Raw genomic sequence first — 16,691 nt, forward strand, 5'->3', positions numbered from 1 at the left:
CTTCCTCGACTTCCTACCGACAGATCACGATCTTTGACCCTGCCTTGACTGTCATCAAAAACCCGCCGCCATGCTGACGCATTAACCTTGGTAAAACGCTATGATGTCCGCGGCCAACGCGACAAGGGTCGAAATGGCGCGGCGGTGGAATTACAGCTGGAACACATATGTTCCGGGGGCGTCTTCAATCGGACGATAGGGGCCTTTGGCAGCACCCATCTTTGGTGGGGCAATTTCACCGCTGGACCGTTCGGACAACCATGCGACCAATGCGGGCCACCATGACCCTTCTTGTTGATCGGCAGTTGCCTGCCAGTCCTCGGGGGCAAGATAAGGTTGGTCCGCTCCGGTCGATTTTATCCGAAATTCACGGCCTTGATGGCCGGGCTCGCTAACGATCCCCGCATTATGTCCGCCATTCGTCAGCACAAAGGTGACCTGCGTATCGGCCAAGAGGTGGATCTTGTAGACCGACTGCCATGGCGCGACGTGATCCGAGAGCGTCGAAACACAAAAGATCGGCACGTCAATTTCGCCCACGGTAATGGGACTTCCGTAAAGAAGGTATTTGCCCTCGGCCAGTTCATTGCCCAGAAATATCTTGCGCAGATACTCGCTCTGCATACGATAGGGCATGCGCGTCGCATCGGCATTCCAGGCCATCAGATCGAACATCTCTTGCCGGCGGCCCATCAGATACTCGTGCACGTAACGGGACCAGATCAGGTCGGCGGACCGCAGCAACTGAAACGCGCTGGCCATCTGTTTGGTATCAAGATAGCCCTGATCCCACATCATATCCTCAAGAAAGGCGACTTCGCTTTCGCTGACAAACAACTGAAGCTCACCGGGGTCTTCGAAATCCGTTTGCGTGGCGAACAACGTCAGCGTGGCCAGCCGATCATCATCGTCTCGTGCCATTTGCGCCGCCTTGGCCGCCATCAGCGTGCCTCCCAGACAATACCCGATACCGTGTATTTTTTGGTCTGGCACGATTGCTGTGACGGCATCAATCGCCTCTGCCACGGCATCGAAATAATCGACCATGCCCTTGTCGCGGTCTTCGGCTGTCGGGTTTCGCCATGAAACCATGAAAACGGTAAATCCTTGCGCCACAAGATATTTCACCAGGGAATTATCGGGGCTGAGATCAAGGATATAGTACTTCATGATCCAGGCAGGGACGATCAGGATCGGTTCAGCTTTGACTTTCTTGGTTTGCGGGGCGTATTGGATCAGCTCCAGCAAGCGGTTGCGAAAGACGACCTTTCCGGGGGTCACTGCAACGGCCTGACCGGGCAGGTATTCTTCGGTGCCGACGGGCAATTCCCCCGAAATGGCGCGTTCCCAGTCCTCCAGAAAATTCTGGTACCCCCGTACCAGGTTTGCGCCCCCTTCGTGCATGGTGGTCGCCGCGACTTCGGGGTTTGTGAACACAAAATTGGAGGGCGAGATCAAATCCAATAATTGACGGCTAATAAAGGACACCACCTGCTCTTCACGATCGCTTAGCCCTTCGATGTCGCTGGCGGCATTATACCACCACTGCTGGGTCAGCAAGAAACCCTGATAGATCAGGTTATGGGGCCATTGATGCCAGTTTTCGTGCTCGAACCGATGATCATGAGGAAGCGGTTCAATACAAGGAGGTGCGTCGGGGTGGCGGGCCAGTTCACCGGCATGGACCGCAAGGCGCATCGCCTTGCGCGTGGCCTTTTCAACCAGCTGCAACTGTTTGCCCGGCGATCCGCTCAGATGGGTCCACCAGGTCACGCCGGTTGAAATCAGGCCGTAGGGCGAAACTCCCAACGTGAACCGGGCCAGATGCGCATTCGCCGCCCGGTCCATACTCTTGGTGCTGTAACGGTCAGGTGCCTCGATCGGCGACCGATGCAGAATTTCGGGTGGCTCTGCGTCCAATCCGCTACGCGCTTCCTCGGGGCTTGGTGCGGGTGGTTTATCGGCGTCGGTTTTTGTCTCTGGCATTGTGTTCCCCTTCGGGCACGCGGCATCGCTTGTCCGCCCATGTCGCGGCGGCGGGCCATTGGGTCACCCGTTCGGTCTAACGATCCCTGACTGCGGTTTGCGCGGCATTAACGCGGGTTAAGCACCCCGCCGCCCCTAGAACCAACCGGACAGATCCATCCCTGCCATACCCAGCAAGATCGCCGCACCGCTGGCTTCGGCCAGCACGGCGTGATGGCGTTTTGCATTGGCGCCAATCTTCAGGCCTAACCAGGTAAAACTGACCGAAAAGGCCATGATGACAGCAGCCATGACAATGGCCGGCGTGTCGCCCAAGCCAAGGCTGAACCCGATGATCAGGTTGTCAACGCTCAGCGAGGCCGACAACATGATCAGACCCCGCCAACTCGACAGCCATCGCTGCTTGATCCGCTTGTCGGGGGGACTGTGCAAAAGTTGGAAAATGATCCACAGCCCAAGCCCGGCCAGCAGCAACGGACGGAACCAGTCGGTTTGCATGACCACAAGAGCAGAGACATTGCGGCCCAGCCAAAGACCGATCAAGGGCACCCAAAATTCGAACAATCCGAACATCAGGATGATGCGCCAGCGCCTGATCTCATGACCAAGCGCGCCCAGTGTCAGCGCAGTCGCAAAGTTGTTTGCGCCAATCACGACACCCAAAAGGAATAATTGCATGATCATTTAGGGAATCCTAATTAAGGTCATCGCCTGCTGCCAGTAAATTGATCTTTGGTCTGGACCTGTGCCGCTTTCGCGACATTCTGATTAAGACCACTTCGCAAGAAATCACACGGCAAGGATACGCGCATTGACGCCGCGGTCGGTCAGCGACTTGACCTGCCCGACCGCATTCTCCAGAGATACTGCACGCTCCAACGGGAAAAATTAACCAATGGCGCATGACCATGCACACACGCCCCCCACCGATCTCGGCCCGGCTTTTCGCTGGGCCGTCGGGCTGAACACAGTTTACGTGATCATCGAGGTAATCTTTGGGCTTTTGACAGGGTCGCTTGCGCTGTTGGCTGATGCCGCGCACAATCTGACTGACGTGGCCGGGTTGCTGATCGCCTGGGGGGCGGCGGTGCTGAGCAGGCATCCAGGATCAGCAACTTACACCTTCGGCTATGGCCGCGCCACGATCCTTGCTGCAATGTTGAACGCAACTGCGATCCTGATCGGCGTCGTCATCGTGATCTGGGAAGCCGCGCACCGTTTTCAGACCGTCGTCGCGCTGCCAGGGCTGACAATCCTGCTGGTCGCGCTTGTGGGGATCGGCGTGAATACCGGCTCGGCGCTGTTGTTCATGAAATCGCAAAAGGACGATCTGAACGCCAAAGGCGCATTTCTGCACATGGCGGCCGATGCAGCGGTGTCGGGTGCGGTGGTGCTGGCGGCTGCGGGCATGATGGCGACCGGTTGGCACTGGCTTGATCCGGCGGTGGCGATTGCGGTCAGCATCCTGATTGCATGGACGGCCTGGGGCCTGTTGCGCGATTCACTGCGGCTGGAACTTGATGGCGTGCCCCATGCAATTGACCGGCAGGCCGTCATCGATTGGCTCGTGTCGCAGGACGGCGTGACAAATGTGCATGACCTGCATATTTGGGCGCTCTCGACGACGCGCACGGCGCTGGCGGTGCATCTGGTCTGGCGCGGCGACGACTCGGACGCCTTCCTGCGGCACGCTACAAACGCGCTGGAGCATGACTTTGGCATCGGTCACGTCACTGTCCAGTTGGAACACACGCCCTGCGAACGGTCAGGTGCCTGTCACGATATCTGAATGATGCGCCCCAGCCGGCGGCGCAGGGCATTTCCGGCGCGTAGGAACGGCCGCTTACCCGGTCTTTATGTCCGAGAGGATATGACCGGACGTGCTGCTTTGTGTGATCGCCCCGTCAGCATCGCGCAGCAGGAAAAGTGCATCAATGCCCTGTGCGCGGGCCAATGCGGTGCCCCGCGCGACGCCCAGCACCATCAGCGCGGTCGCCCAGGCGTCGGCCTCTGCACAGGTGCGGGCAACCACGGTGACCGACGCGGGCGTGGACCCGACCGGCGCACCGCGCAGGGGATCCATCGTGTGGCCCAGGCGCTGACTGCCAACATTGATCCAATGACGATAGTCCCCCGACGTGGCGACCGCGGCATCCTGCAAGGCCAGCACGGAATGTGGCGCGCGGCGATCGGGGTCTGGCATCTCAACCACAATGCCCCAGCCGTTTGCATCGGGTCGCAGGCCCATGGCGCGCATATCACCGTCGATGCCGACCAGCGCGTTGGCAATGCCAAACCCCGCCAGCACCGCAGCAAGCCTGTCCACGCCATAGCCTTTGGCGATCGCATTCAGGTCAAGCACCAAAGGTCCGCGTTTGCGCGCGCGCAGGCCGTCCAGCTCAAGCTGCGCGTGGGCCGGGCATCTTGCGGCCGACATGGCCGCCTGGATACGATCAGGCGCAGCACGGTCGGGGCCAAAGCCCCAGGCCGTGACAGCATCACCCATCCCGATATCAAAGGCCCCATCCGACGCTCGCCCGATTTCAAGCCCCAGCGCCAGAACCTCGGCCAGTTGCGCGGGCAGATCGACCCACGCACCCACCGGCGCGGCGTTCAGGCGCATCAGATCGCTGTCGTGTCGCCACGTCGACATCTGCGCGTCAACAATTGCCACCGCAGCCTGCAAGGCAGCCTGCACAGGGCCCGGATCGAAACCCGGCGCCGCATGGAACAGAGCCGACCAGCGGGTGCCCATTGTCGGGCCATTCAGCGCGTGGCGCACAAGATCAATAGACATCTTCGACATAGCGTCCTTCTGCTTTCAGGGCTTTGGGTGTCAGTCCCACAGGCACCAGTATGTCCTCGAGCGCCGCAGCGACGCCCGCCGCCATATCGCGGCCGCCGCAGACCATCACCCGCGCGCCATCCCGGATGGCCGCAGCCACCTGTGCGGCATCCGCGCGCAAGGCGTCCTGCACGTAATGTGGTTGCGCATCACGCGATGTCGCGGTGGACAAGATTGTCAAACGCCCCTCCGCCCCCCATTGGTGAAGTTCTTCTTGGTAAAGAAAGTCACTGTCAGCGTGACGCATGCCAAAGAAAAGGTGGATGCGGCGGTGCCGCGCGTTGGCGCGGATGAACCCCGCCAGCGGCCCCACGCCGGTGCCCGCGCCGATCAGGATCAGCGGTGCGCGTCCTGCGCCGGGCCTGAATGTGTGGTTGCGGCGCACAAAGGCGCGCACGCTCGCCCCCGGAACAAGCGACATCAACTGGCCGGAACACACACCTCCCGGCTGCTTGCGCACGACAATCTCGACAAAGCCATCCCGACGGGCAGAGGCCAGCGAATAGAACCGGGGCAGATCCGCGCCCTCGGGCAAGATGCCGATCAGGTCGCCTGCGGCGAACCCGCCGAACCCATGCCCCGCCAACCGTTGCCACAACGACAGACGTGGCAGCGCAAAGCGCAGGATCGCGGTCGGCGCCTGAACCTCGGCCCCGTAATCGCGACGCGACAGCAGGGTCAACGCGTGACTGGCAGGCCGGACCGGCCGGTGAACAAGCTCCAGCGTCACACCCATCGCCGCACCCAGACCGCGGCCCCAGCGGGCAAAGTCCTGCGGCGATTGACGGTCCACCGTCCCCCGAGGAAGAAGCTGCGCCCAGCCTGCCTGGTGCGCTGCGTGTTCGATCTCGCGGGCAAAGGCACAAAAGGCGGGAAAATTGCTGTCACCAAAACCCAGCACGGCCAGTGGCGCCTTCGGCGGGGTATCCAGCGCGGCGATCCGGTCAAGGAACCCGCGCGCCGAGGACGGTGCCGCACCATCGCCATAGGTGGCGGCCAGCACGAGGATGCGCGCGGCCTGACCGTACCGATCAGGTGCGAAGCCAGACATGGGGCCAACATGCACCGACTGACCCGCAGCAATCAGATCATGCGCAAGTGTTGCGGCAAACCCCCAGGTGCTGCCCCCCTCGCTGCCGACAAGAATAACGGTCGCAGCCTTGCCGGGCCTGACGCTGCCGCGGATGCGCGGCCGTCTGCGGTATCCGGCCCACCAGATCGCCACACCTGTCACCGCCATCGCCGGGGCTGCCAGCGCCATCAGGCCCAGCAACAGACCCAGCACAGCCGCCCCTTGTCCGGTATGCAGCATATAGATCGTTTCTGATATTTTTTGCCCCCGTGTCCCATCGGCCCAATCCAGCATCGTGCCGGTCACAGGGTCGATCTGGCCGACACCGCCGGCAGTTTCCACCTTTAGCGTATCACCAGGCCATGTGGGATCGGGGAATGTCAGGCTGCGCAGGCTGCTCACGGACATATCTGACAGCACGGCGATCCGGCCGACCGGCATCGGCGACCCGCTCTGATCTGCCGCGAAAGTGCCGGTTTCGGCCGTGTGCAGTGTGATAAGATCAAAGGTTTCGGCCGTCATCCACAGGCCCGTGACGGACGACAACACAAGGCCGACGACCGCCACCCGGGCAAGTTCGACATGTATTTGGCCGGTCAGCGCGCCTTTGATCGGCGCGAACCACCGGCGCCATCCGCCCACGCGCCGCGCCACCAGCACCGCACCCGACGCGGCCAGCAACAACATTGCCGCCGCCCCTGCCGCGACAGCCCAGCGCCCTGTATCTTCCAGGAAAAGCGACCGGTGCAAGTCCGTCACCCAGCGTTCCGTCGGTGACGGGTCTACACCTGCAACCGCTTGCCCGGTGGCAGGGTCTATCACGCCGGACCCATAGCTGCCATCTGCAACCCAATAAGCTGCAATCTTACCAGAGGGGCTGCGCCGGATTTCCTCTATCCCGGGATAGATCCGCTGGACGCGCGCGGCAAGGCTGGCAACATCCAACCCAGACGCCGCCTGTGGTGCGGTCAGACGATCAAGCGTCGGATATATCGAGAGTACCGCACCGCTCAGCGCGAGCACGAACACAACAATAGCCGCCAAAAGACCGGGCCAACGGTGAAGGATACGCATCATGGCCGCGCCTTTCTTCAGTAATCGAAGCGTGCAGAATTGATGTATCGCCCGCCCGGGACAGCGATACCGGAATTCTCGGCTGTCAGCGGCAGCATGATTTCACGCGGGCTATCGCGCTTGTCCTCAACCGAAGCGTCGATCTGCAACACATAGCCAGCGTCGAACAGCGCATCCCTGAGGTCGAGCGTAATCTCCAGGCTGCGACCTTGCCCCACGCTGGCACCGGTGATCCCGTCGATCTCTCGCTTGTTGCCGCTCGTGGCGCGATACCAGCCTTCTAGATGCTTGTAATACTTTGATTTCCTGCCGGCCACCCAGAGGCTGCCTGCATAGGCACCAGATGGATCGGTGAGGTAAAGCGCCAGATACGCCCCGTCACCGCCATAGCGCTTGAGATCGACAGAAAAGGTCACCGGCTTGGCCAAAGCAAGCGCGGGCGCGGTCAGGGCTGTGGTCAGCACAAGGAGGGCAAAGGTCTTTTTCATCACAGAATCTCCATATCAGGGTGATCCTGTTGTCGGGCATGTGCCTGAGCGTTTCCTGACGAATTACCGGTAAGAACGTCAGCTTGACGTCAGTTTGGCGGCCGCGGCACAGGCCGCCTGTTCACGGGGCCGACGCGACCCCGTGGTCGATAAAGGCATCCATGAAGACGCCGATCAATTCGCCCCGCGTATGCACGCCTGCCGCGCGGAAAATCGCGCTCAGATGCGCCTTGATCGTGCCTTCGGCCGATCCGCGCAGCTCTGCGATTTCGGATATACGTAACCCGCGCAGGCACAAAAGCGCGACATCACGCTGGGCTGGCGTCAAAGACCAGTCATCAAACTGCGCATGCAAGATGCGGTCGAAATCCCCCCGCAACGATTGCAGATCATGCGCCATGCGGTCACGCTGCACGGCAAGAAACCGCTGCGCCTGCCGCGCAATCGCGAAACCGATCAACAACAGGATCATGATCGCGGTTTCCGACAGAAGATGCATCAAGGCTTGTGGCGTGAGGTAGACCCATGTGCGGGGGTCGGGAAATTCCAGAACCAGATCGACGGCAAAGCCAAGGCCGCACACCAACTGAATCACCGCCATCGCAGTTGTCAATCGCTCGAGTCGGTCCTGTGTCAGCGCGGCTGCATTGCGCCCGGATGACCTCTCTGCCATCTGATAACCCCCGCGAAACCCCTAAACCAAAGTCTAATTAAGCGGTATTACGCTGTTTAGGCCAGAAGTTTATCGTTGCGTGAACGCTTGGCCACCGCCGACATTGTTTGTGGGAAGTTACTTTGCGCATTGTGTCTTTCGCGCGCAGCATCGGGCGTTCGTGTCCTGTCCCGGGAAAGACAACCAAGGGAAGGAGACAAGTATGACAATTTCGAAAACGTGGATCGGGGCCGCATTCGTCTTTACGCTCGCGCTGCAACCGTGGGGCGTTGCGGTGGCCGATGTATCAGAAGAACCGCAGGAACATGGCGCGCACCAACAGGATTTTGTCCATGGCGCACCCCAGGTTCAGTCGCTGGAATGGACCCTTGCGGCAGGCGGAAGGATTTATGACAACTGGTGGGAAGCCCTGGATCGGGATATGCCCGAAGGCACCAACCCGGCCTATCCGGCAACCGCCGAACAGGACGGGCCCGGCACGTGGCGCTGCAAGGAATGCCACGGCTGGGATTATGCAGGTGCGGACGGCGTCTATGGCAAGGGCAGCCATTTCACCGGAATCAAGGGGGTCTTTGGTGCGCGCGGGCGGCCGCCCGAATCCCTGCTGGCGACGCTGAGGGACGAAAACCACCCCTATACGGTCGAGATGATCAATGATGCAGAACTGCTGCGGGTGGCGACATTCCTGAGCCAGGGGCTAGTCGATATGCACAACTTTATCGACACTGAAACCCGGACGGTTATCCCCGGATCGGGCGACTTTGATCGCGGACGGGCCATTTTCCAGACGACCTGTGCCGCGTGCCACGGGTTTGATGGACGTGCGATGGATTGGGGCAGTGGTGACGAACACAACTTTGTCGGAACCGAGGCTGCCGCGCTCCCTGATGAGGTGTTCAACAAGATCTCGAATGCACATCCCGGTGTCGCGATGATCAATGTGCGTGCTTTTTCGGTGCAGGACCGGATCAGCCTGTTGAACTACATCGCGACATTGCCAACAGGCATCGACGATTGATCCATGCCCCCTGCCCATGATCCGTGGGCAGGGGGATATATCGCTACCGGGCGTCAGACGACATCGCCCGGTTCGGGTGTCCGCTTGTCCCCGGTGATCATCGCGCGGGCAAGGTTTTCACGGTGACGGACCGAGGCAAGGACGACGCCCGCCACATGCAGGGTAATCAGGATCAAAAGAAAATTCGCCAGCACTTCGTGCAATTCCTCGACAATTTCAGACCCCCCGCCCTCATCGCGGTCCCTGTCGTCATTGCCGTCGGCATAGGCGGGGGCGATGATCTGGGGCAGGTCCGGCATCTGCGCCAGACGCACGGGGTTTTCCAAAAGCCACCCGCTGAGCGCCGTGCCAACCAGCACCAGCAACAGCGCCACGATCATCGCAGCCCCGGCGGGGTTGTGGCCCAGATACCGACGCTCGCGCCGTGCAAGCACATCGCGCAGATAGGCCAGGACAGTGCCCGGCGCACGCAGGAATTGCGAAAAGCGCGCGTATTTGCCGCCCACGAGCCCCCACACCAGCCGCGCAGCGACAAGGCCGGCCACGACATAGCCAGCGATGACATGCAGATCGTCCCATTCGTCGCCCGTCAGCCACGCGACAGCGACAGCGGCCACGAGGCTCCAGTGAAAGATCCGTACAAAGATATCCCAAACGCGAATCATCACGCCACCTCAGTTCACATTGACTTGTGGTGCGCTGCCCGGGGTCATCAGCGGGTTGTCGGCTGGAACGCCGGGCGTCATGGGGGCAGGCCCGCGCGCGCCATCAAGGTAACGCGACGGATCCGCGCCGTCACGAAACGCGACTTCCAGGGCGCGCAGGACCAGCGTGTCGGGCTCCAGCTTGATCTCGACTTTGCTGCCATCGCTATCGCGACCGTCGATTTCGTAACAGCCATCATCAATCTTGATCTTGCGGACCCTGATACCGAGCGTCTCGGCATAGGCCGCGGCGGCTTCTTTCGGCTGCCATTCCGACATGGCGATGTCGCATTCATTGTCGTCGGCGGATGCCGCCCCGGCAGCGACCAGTGCGGCTGCGAAGACGACGCAGGCAAACGTGCGATGCATGATAAATCTCCTAGGTGTGTGATGCTCTTTTATCAATGCCGCACCTGACGGGAACATGAAGGCCGCAAAAATTCCGGTTCAGCTTCACTTCAGAAAAGAAGCAGATAAGACTGACAAGATACAAGGAAGGTGGACCACCCATGCGGATTCTATTGATTGAGGATGACACCACCCTTGGCGGGGCGATCCGCGATCAGATAGCGGGCGACGGGCATTCCCCTGATTGGGTCACCCGACTGGACGACGCGCAGGACGCGCTGCGCGGGGCCGGGTTTGACCTGATCCTGCTTGACCTGATGTTGCCCGACGGGCGCGGTGTCCCGTTTCTGAGCAGGCTGCGGGCAAGCGGCGACGTAACGCCTGTGATCATCCTCACCGCGCTTGATCAGGTGTCAGACCGCATTGCCGGGCTGAATGCCGGTGCCGACGACTATCTTGTCAAGCCCTTCGATCTGGCCGAACTGGGTGCGCGCATCGGATCGGTCGCACGGCGCTATTCCGGAAACCCCAACCCGCTGGTCGTTCTGGGCGATCTGGAAATCGACCTCGCGGCGCGGCGGGTAACCTGCGCGGGCCGCACGGTGGTCCTGACGGCGCGCGAATGGGCCCTGTTCGAAGCACTCCTGACGCGGCCAGGACAGCTTTTGTCCAAGCCGCAACTCGAAGAAAAACTGTATGCTTTCGATGCAGAAGTCGAAAGCAATACCATCGAGGTCCATGTCAGCCGCCTACGCAAGAAACTGGGTCGTGATGTGATCGTGACCGAGCGCGGCATGGGCTATCGGCTGGGCACACCATGAGATGGGCCGACAGCCTGCAGGCGCGTCTGGCGCTTTGGTTGGGTGTGGTGCTGACCACGCTTTGGCTTGCCGCCACAACCTGGACGATCACCGATCTGCGCCACGAAGTATCCGAGGTATTCGATTCTGGTTTAATGGAAACGACACAGCGCCTGTTGCCGCTGACCGTGACCGAAATCATCAACCGTGACCCCTCCGACGGGGTCCAGCACCTTGCCCCGATCAGTGAACACGCGGAATTCTTTACCTATATCGTGCGCGACGATACCGGCAAAATCCTGTTACAGTCGCACAGTGCCGATCCGGCCCTGTTCCCCGACTGGCAAGGTCCGGGGTTCGCACAAAACGCGACGCACCGTTTCTATAGCGAGGCCACGCTGCGCGGCACCATTCGCATGACCGTCGCCGAACCGCTGGAAGAACGCGACGAGACGATAGCAGAGATGACCGGCCGCCTTGTCCTTCCGGTGCTGCTTTTCTTGCCACTGACATTGCTCGCGGTCGTGGTGCTGGTGCGCCTTGGGCTATCAGGCCTGACCCGGTTTCGTGCGGGATTGGCTGACCGGGGTGCGCATGACCTGTCGCCTGTGCCCGTCGCCGACCTGCCCGCCGAATTGCGCCCGGTCGCCGAAACGATCAACGATGTGCTGAACCGGCTTTCAAATGCCTTTGAGGCAGAACGTGCGTTTGCCGCAAATGCCGCCCATGAATTGCGGACCCCCCTTGCTGGCGCGATCGCGCAGGCGCAGCGGCTCAGATCCGAGACGCGCGACGCTGCCACGGCCAGTCGGGCCGAGGCCATCGAAGCCACGCTCAAGCGGTTGACCCGCACGGCGGAACGGCTGATGCAGCTTGCCCGCGCCGAAGGTGGACGGCTCCGCACAGACACCCCTGCGGATCTGCGCCCTGTTCTGCGCATCATCACGGACGAAATTGCAGGGGCGCGCGACCGTCTTTCGCTTTGTTTGCCCGACACGCCCGTAATGTCCGATCTTGACGTGGACGCAGTTGCGATCATTGCCCGAAACCTGATCGACAATGCGCTGCGCCACGGGGCAAAAGACGCCCAGGTCGATATCGCCCTGTCGCCCGACGGGCAACTGAGCGTCGCCAACGATGGCCCGGTGGTGCCTGCCGACACGCTGGCAGGGCTGACAGACCGTTTCGCCCGGCATGGCACAGCCGAGGGCAGCGGCCTTGGCCTTGCCATCGTCGCCGCAATCGCCCGGCGTGTTGATGCGCCACTGCAACTGCGCTCGCCCCGACCGGGTTCCGACAGCGGGGTCGCCGCGACGATTCGTCTGCCGCTTGTCGAAACGTAACAATCCGATCCCTCGGCGCCCGTCCGGCCGCGTGATGGCCCGCCCCGACAGGCAGGCCGCCAAGCCAGACAGCACCCCTTGCTAACGCACAGGGCACATCTTGTTCCCATTCCCTAGCCTGACAGCAACCTGACACAACTTTTGCTGGTGCCGTAAGGTTCACGTCAGCGATGCCGCCCACAAGAGGGCAACGGCGACACGGACAGGTCGCATTGGCAATGAAAGGATACCAAGATGCAGTATTTCAAACGGATCAAATCTGAAATCGACACGGCCCCGTTTCTTGACGAAATCGCAGCGCACGATGATGCATGGGCACTGGTGACCGGTCGGCAAGACAAGATCGCGGTCCAGCGCGAGGCATTGGCCATCCCGCTGCGAGGTCTGCGCAAGTCGATGATCTTGGGACGCAAGCGGCGCGACGTGCATGAAAGCCGCTGGACCACGACCGCGAACGCCTATCCGCGCGCCCGCACATTCATCGAAGAAACCGCCCGGACACTGGGCTGTGACCTGAGCCGGGCCAAGATCGTCTGCTTGCCTGCGGGCAAGCGCGTTTATCCACATATCGATCGTGGGGAATATTACCGCCTGCGCGGGCGTTATCACTTTGTTCTCAAGTCTGCGGCAGGATCATGGCTCAAGGCTGGCGACGAAGAGGTGCGCATGCAGGAAGGCGAATTGTGGTGGTTCGACAATGACCAGATGCACGAGGCGTTCAACGACGGGGACGAGGATCGCATCCACATGATTTTCGATCTTCTGCCCCAAGCCAACCGCAGCCGGGCAGAAGCCGCACGCGTCGCAGCGCGGACGGCGCAGTCCGAAACACAACCAGCAGGGTCTGCGACATGAAGATCGCAACCGAATTTCGCAGCGGTATTTCCGGACGCGTCCCTGATGCGCTGATCCTGCACCCCAGTCAGTGCAGGCACGACCAACCCTTGGTGAGCGTGCATGGAATCGCACGGGATGTTCACGAAATGGCCCGCTGCCTTGCCCCGATGGCCGAGGCAACAGGCCGCATGGTCGTGCTGCCGATTTTCGACAGGGACCATTGGCCACAATACCAGCGTGCCGCCTGCCGCAATCGCGCCGACCAGGCATTTCTTGATCTGCTGACCGCGCTGGAATCCGAAGACAGGATCGCAAAGGGCCCCGTGGACCTGGCGGGTTTCTCGGGCGGCGCGCAGTTCGCGCATCGGTTCACCTGGCTTTACCCGCACCGGATCCGGCGGTTGACGGTATCGTCTGCCGGTTGGTGGACCTTCCCCGACGAAGCGGCCTTTCCCTATGGCATGGGTCCATCAAAGGAAGGGCCCAAGGCCGCATCGCTGTGGTTGCGCACGAATCTGCGCGCCTTCTTGGACCGCGATATCGTTATCCGCGTGGGCGCACAGGATTGCACCGTTGATGTCAACACACGCTCTGGCCCGCGCATTGACGCACAACAAGGCCACGATCGGCTGACCCGTGCCTACCGCTGGGCTGCAGCGTTGTCTGACGCGGCCAAGGATCACGGCCTGCCCGACCGGATCGACTTTGATGTGCTTGCCGGCTGCGGGCACGACTTTACCGCCTGTGCCACCGCAGGTCTGACCAAAATTTTTTTGCCGGGAGCATGCCTTCCGGAACGTGAAAGGAACGTCGCATGACTGTCACAAGAACAGCCCCGCCCACCCAACTTGACCGCGTCAAATGGTGCCATTCCACGCGCCGCGTCCGCGCGGACAGCGTCACCGGGCTCGACACCGATCCAAAGGACATCCGCTCTGGTGATCTGCTATTGGTAGAGGTGAAAAAGATTAGCCAGCACCGCCGCATCCAGCTCTGCGATGGCCGGTATTCGCGTCTGTTTCCAGGCGACCTTGTCGTGCTCGCAGCCGGTGACAGGTTCGCAACCGACCAATTCATCGGCCGGGCAGGGGTGCGCAAGGACCGGTCGCTTGATCTGCTTGCAGGGGGTGGCGTGGCCGGCCTCGAGGAAACCCGCCATGGCGCAATAAAGCCTGCCACCCGGCTGCGACTGCACGGGCGGCTTTTGGGCGCGGACAGCGCACCGCTGACGCTGGCGGATTTTGCCCTGCCACTTGGCGTGATCGGTCGCCCCAAAGCAGTGATCACCGTGTTGGGCAGTGGAATGAACGCGGGCAAGACCGACGCCGTCGCGGGCCTGGTGAACGGGTTGACGCGGCTGGGTTTGCGGGTTGGCGCGATCAAGGCGACGGGTACTGCGGCCTTTTGCGACACGCACTTGTATGCCGCTGCTGGTGCGGCACGCGTTCTGGACTTTACCGATACGGGCATGGCGGCCACTTTTCGCCAGCCGCTGGATCGGGTCGAGACGGCGCTGGAAAGACTTGTCGCTGAAACCGCAAACGCAGGCTGTGACGTCGCCGTTGTCGAAATAGCCGATGGGATCGGACAGGTCGAAACCGCCGAACTGCTGGCGCGTCCGACCTTGGGCCGCATCAGCGACGCAATGCTGCTGGCAGCGTCCGATCCATTGGCAGCCGAAGCCTGCTTGGCCCGGCTTGATGCGCTGCATTACCATCCCGTTGCGCTGACCGGTCTGATGACGCGCAGTTCCGCAGCCACATCGCAGTCACTGCCGGTTCTGGACCGCGATACTCTGGCCGATCCGGCAACGGCCTCGGCCATCTTGCAGATGTCGCGCCCAACGGCAGCGGCCGCATGACCCGACTGCCCGACATCGCTGGCGGGGACCGATGGTGGCCGTTTGTCTGGCTCGCCGCTGCCGCGCTTGGCCAAGGCGGCATGCTTGTCGTTTCTGCGATCGCAGTGCGCGATGCCATCGGCTCGGTCAGGCAAGGCGATGCGGCGATGCCCGTCGTTGCGCTGTTCATGCTGGCCGCCGCAGGCGTGGGTTTTGCAACCTTGCGCTATGCCGAGCGGGTGCTGGCCGAACGGGTCGGCCAAAGTTATGTCGCCGAAACCCGCGAAGCGCTGTTTCTGCGGCTGAGCAAGGCACCCGCATCCTGGCTGACCCAGCGGCGTGCAGGTGCCCTGTCGCTGCGCTATGTGGGGGATCTGACCGCACTGAAAAACTGGGTTGGTGTCGGGTTGGCCCGTGCGATTTCGGCGGCGGTCATGCTTCCGGTTTCTCTTTTGGTGCTGATATCAATAGATTTTCGGCTTGGGCTGGCCACCGCCTTGCCGCTGGCGCTCGCTTTTGCTGTCATGCTGCGGCTCGGCCCGCGGTTGCGCCTCGCACATGGCGCTCTGCGAAAGAACCGCGCGCGGCTGGCGGCATCAATGGCCGAAAGGCTGCAACAGGCCACCGCGCTGCGCCGTTCGGGCCGCCTTGGCATTGAAAAAAAGGTGCTGCGCGCACAGTCGGCCAAGATTATCGACGCGGCGATGACACGCGCACATCTGTCCGCAGCGATCCGGGCAATGCCCGATGCAGCATCGGGGCTGGCAGGCGCGCTGACTCTGTGGCTTTGCCTGCATTTCGGCATCCCGATCGGCGAAACCGTCGCGGCCCTGATGACCTTGTCGATGATCGTCCGCCCGATGCGGCACATCGCCGATATTCGTGACCGGCGCTACAGTTGGCTGATCGCGTCCGACAAGCTGGAAAAAGCGTTGGCAGCGCCACGCATCGACCGGCTGGGCAAACCCTTGCGTTCCGCCCGCACCGGACGCGCCGCGCTGGTCGTCCAGGGCGTTCCGCTTGATGGCGTACCTGTCGATCTGAAACTGGCGCGTGGCAAGGTGCGCCTACTACAAGGCCTGGAAACCGCATCGGCCAGTCGCCTGCTGATGCTTGCCGCAGGATTGGAAGACCGCGAGGCGGGCGAAATGCGGGTTCTCGGGCGGCAACCAACAGAGTTGGACCCACAGGAAATGATCTATCTTGGCGGTGCGTCACCGACCTTGCGCGGTTCGCTGCGCCGCGACGTGTTGTTGGGTACGGGACGCACACCACCGGACACCGAGATCTGCAATGTCCTGCACCAAATCGGCCTCGGGCCACTGCTGACGCGTGTTGGCGGGCTTGACGGGCGCATTGATGAAGGCCGGCGCAATCTCTCAGTCGCCGAAACGCGGGGGGTTCTGTTGGCGCGCGCGCTGTTGGCGCGCCCCGCCCTGGCGCTGATCGATGCTGACGAAATCGGCCTTGGTGCTGCGGACATAGCCGCGTTGGCGGCACATTTTCGCAGCATCGAAAGCGCGGCATTGTTTGCCACCACGCTGGCTGGTGGCGCGTTGAATGCCGAAAGAACGATCCATCCGACTCCGGCCGGGGAAATCGGCCCCGATGTGCCGCGTGGTCATCACACAACCCTCCCAAATCCAAAAACCTGAAAGGAAAA

At 61.7% G+C, this 16,691-nt stretch carries 16 protein-coding genes; 8 read left to right on the forward strand and 8 right to left on the reverse strand.

The genetic code is table 11. The features are described from left to right. Positions 1–150: 150 nt before the first annotated feature. Positions 151–1,986, reverse strand: a complete 1,836-nt coding sequence (locus tag ACTG4B_RS04000; protein WP_439154394.1) for a PHA/PHB synthase family protein — start codon at positions 1,984–1,986, stop codon at positions 151–153. A gap of 135 nt (positions 1,987–2,121) precedes the next feature. After that, positions 2,122–2,670, reverse strand: a complete 549-nt coding sequence (locus ACTG4B_RS04005) for a manganese efflux pump MntP (protein ID WP_439154395.1) — start codon at positions 2,668–2,670, stop codon at positions 2,122–2,124. A 211-nt stretch (positions 2,671–2,881) separates the two neighbouring features. Here ACTG4B_RS04005 and ACTG4B_RS04010 point away from each other — a divergent pair, with 211 nt between their 5' ends. Beyond that, positions 2,882–3,775, forward strand: coding sequence for a cation diffusion facilitator family transporter (locus ACTG4B_RS04010; protein WP_439154396.1), 894 nt, complete (start codon positions 2,882–2,884; stop codon positions 3,773–3,775). A gap of 54 nt (positions 3,776–3,829) precedes the next feature. On the opposite strand, the gene ACTG4B_RS04015 is transcribed toward ACTG4B_RS04010, so the two are convergent. The 4 genes from ACTG4B_RS04015 to ACTG4B_RS04030 all read right to left on the reverse strand — a co-directional run bounded on the left by ACTG4B_RS04015 (position 3,830) and on the right by ACTG4B_RS04030 (position 8,138). Continuing rightward, positions 3,830–4,792 carry an FAD:protein FMN transferase gene (locus ACTG4B_RS04015; RefSeq protein ID WP_439154397.1) on the reverse strand — a complete coding sequence of 321 codons (963 nt, stop codon included), beginning with the start codon at positions 4,790–4,792 and terminating at the stop codon, positions 3,830–3,832. After that, positions 4,773–6,980 (reverse strand): PepSY domain-containing protein, encoded by a 2,208-nt coding sequence (locus ACTG4B_RS04020; protein WP_439154398.1) that lies wholly within the window; start codon positions 6,978–6,980, stop codon positions 4,773–4,775. The genes ACTG4B_RS04015 and ACTG4B_RS04020 overlap by 20 nt, the downstream gene beginning before the upstream one ends. 14 nt (positions 6,981–6,994) lie before the next feature. Beyond that, entirely contained in the window at positions 6,995–7,465 is a 471-nt protein-coding gene (locus ACTG4B_RS04025; protein WP_439154399.1) for a DUF2271 domain-containing protein, read from the reverse strand. 121 nt (positions 7,466–7,586) lie between these two features. Continuing rightward, positions 7,587–8,138: a helix-turn-helix transcriptional regulator gene (locus ACTG4B_RS04030; protein WP_439154400.1), complete on the reverse strand. Its 552-nt coding sequence runs from the start codon at positions 8,136–8,138 to the stop codon at positions 7,587–7,589. Between the two features lie 202 nt (positions 8,139–8,340). Between ACTG4B_RS04030 and ACTG4B_RS04035 the strand changes: the two genes are divergently transcribed. Next, positions 8,341–9,156, forward strand: a complete 816-nt coding sequence (locus ACTG4B_RS04035) for a c-type cytochrome (RefSeq protein WP_439154401.1) — start codon at positions 8,341–8,343, stop codon at positions 9,154–9,156. 53 nt (positions 9,157–9,209) lie between these two features. Here the strand turns inward: ACTG4B_RS04035 and ACTG4B_RS04040 are convergent, their stop codons facing one another. After that, complete coding sequence (locus ACTG4B_RS04040; RefSeq protein ID WP_439154402.1) at positions 9,210–9,821, reverse strand: cytochrome b/b6 domain-containing protein; 612 nt, start codon at positions 9,819–9,821, stop codon at positions 9,210–9,212. A 9-nt stretch (positions 9,822–9,830) separates the two neighbouring features. Then, positions 9,831–10,229: a PepSY domain-containing protein gene (locus ACTG4B_RS04045; RefSeq protein ID WP_439154403.1), complete on the reverse strand. Its 399-nt coding sequence runs from the start codon at positions 10,227–10,229 to the stop codon at positions 9,831–9,833. A gap of 140 nt (positions 10,230–10,369) precedes the next feature. Between ACTG4B_RS04045 and ACTG4B_RS04050 the strand changes: the two genes are divergently transcribed. From ACTG4B_RS04050 to ACTG4B_RS04075, 6 genes are all read left to right on the forward strand, one after another. Continuing rightward, positions 10,370–11,029, forward strand: coding sequence for a response regulator transcription factor (locus ACTG4B_RS04050; RefSeq protein ID WP_439154404.1), 660 nt, complete (start codon positions 10,370–10,372; stop codon positions 11,027–11,029). Next, positions 11,026–12,351: a sensor histidine kinase gene (locus ACTG4B_RS04055; RefSeq protein ID WP_439154405.1), complete on the forward strand. Its 1,326-nt coding sequence runs from the start codon at positions 11,026–11,028 to the stop codon at positions 12,349–12,351. Before ACTG4B_RS04050 ends, ACTG4B_RS04055 begins: the two co-directional genes overlap by 4 nt. 234 nt (positions 12,352–12,585) lie before the next feature. After that, positions 12,586–13,206 (forward strand): aspartyl/asparaginyl beta-hydroxylase domain-containing protein, encoded by a 621-nt coding sequence (locus ACTG4B_RS04060; RefSeq protein WP_439154406.1) that lies wholly within the window; start codon positions 12,586–12,588, stop codon positions 13,204–13,206. Beyond that, positions 13,203–14,006: a hypothetical protein gene (locus ACTG4B_RS04065; protein ID WP_439154407.1), complete on the forward strand. Its 804-nt coding sequence runs from the start codon at positions 13,203–13,205 to the stop codon at positions 14,004–14,006. The genes ACTG4B_RS04060 and ACTG4B_RS04065 overlap by 4 nt, the downstream gene beginning before the upstream one ends. After that, a complete protein-coding gene (locus ACTG4B_RS04070) occupies positions 14,003–15,049 on the forward strand; it encodes a hypothetical protein (protein ID WP_439154408.1) in 1,047 nt (348 codons plus the stop codon). Before ACTG4B_RS04065 ends, ACTG4B_RS04070 begins: the two co-directional genes overlap by 4 nt. After that, entirely contained in the window at positions 15,046–16,683 is a 1,638-nt protein-coding gene (locus tag ACTG4B_RS04075) for an ABC transporter transmembrane domain-containing protein (RefSeq protein ID WP_439154409.1), read from the forward strand. The genes ACTG4B_RS04070 and ACTG4B_RS04075 overlap by 4 nt, the downstream gene beginning before the upstream one ends. The last annotated feature ends 8 nt before the right edge of the window (positions 16,684–16,691 follow it).

Origin of the sequence: Yoonia sp. (assembly GCF_965660735.1) — a bacterium.
Classification (GTDB): domain Bacteria; phylum Pseudomonadota; class Alphaproteobacteria; order Rhodobacterales; family Rhodobacteraceae; genus Yoonia.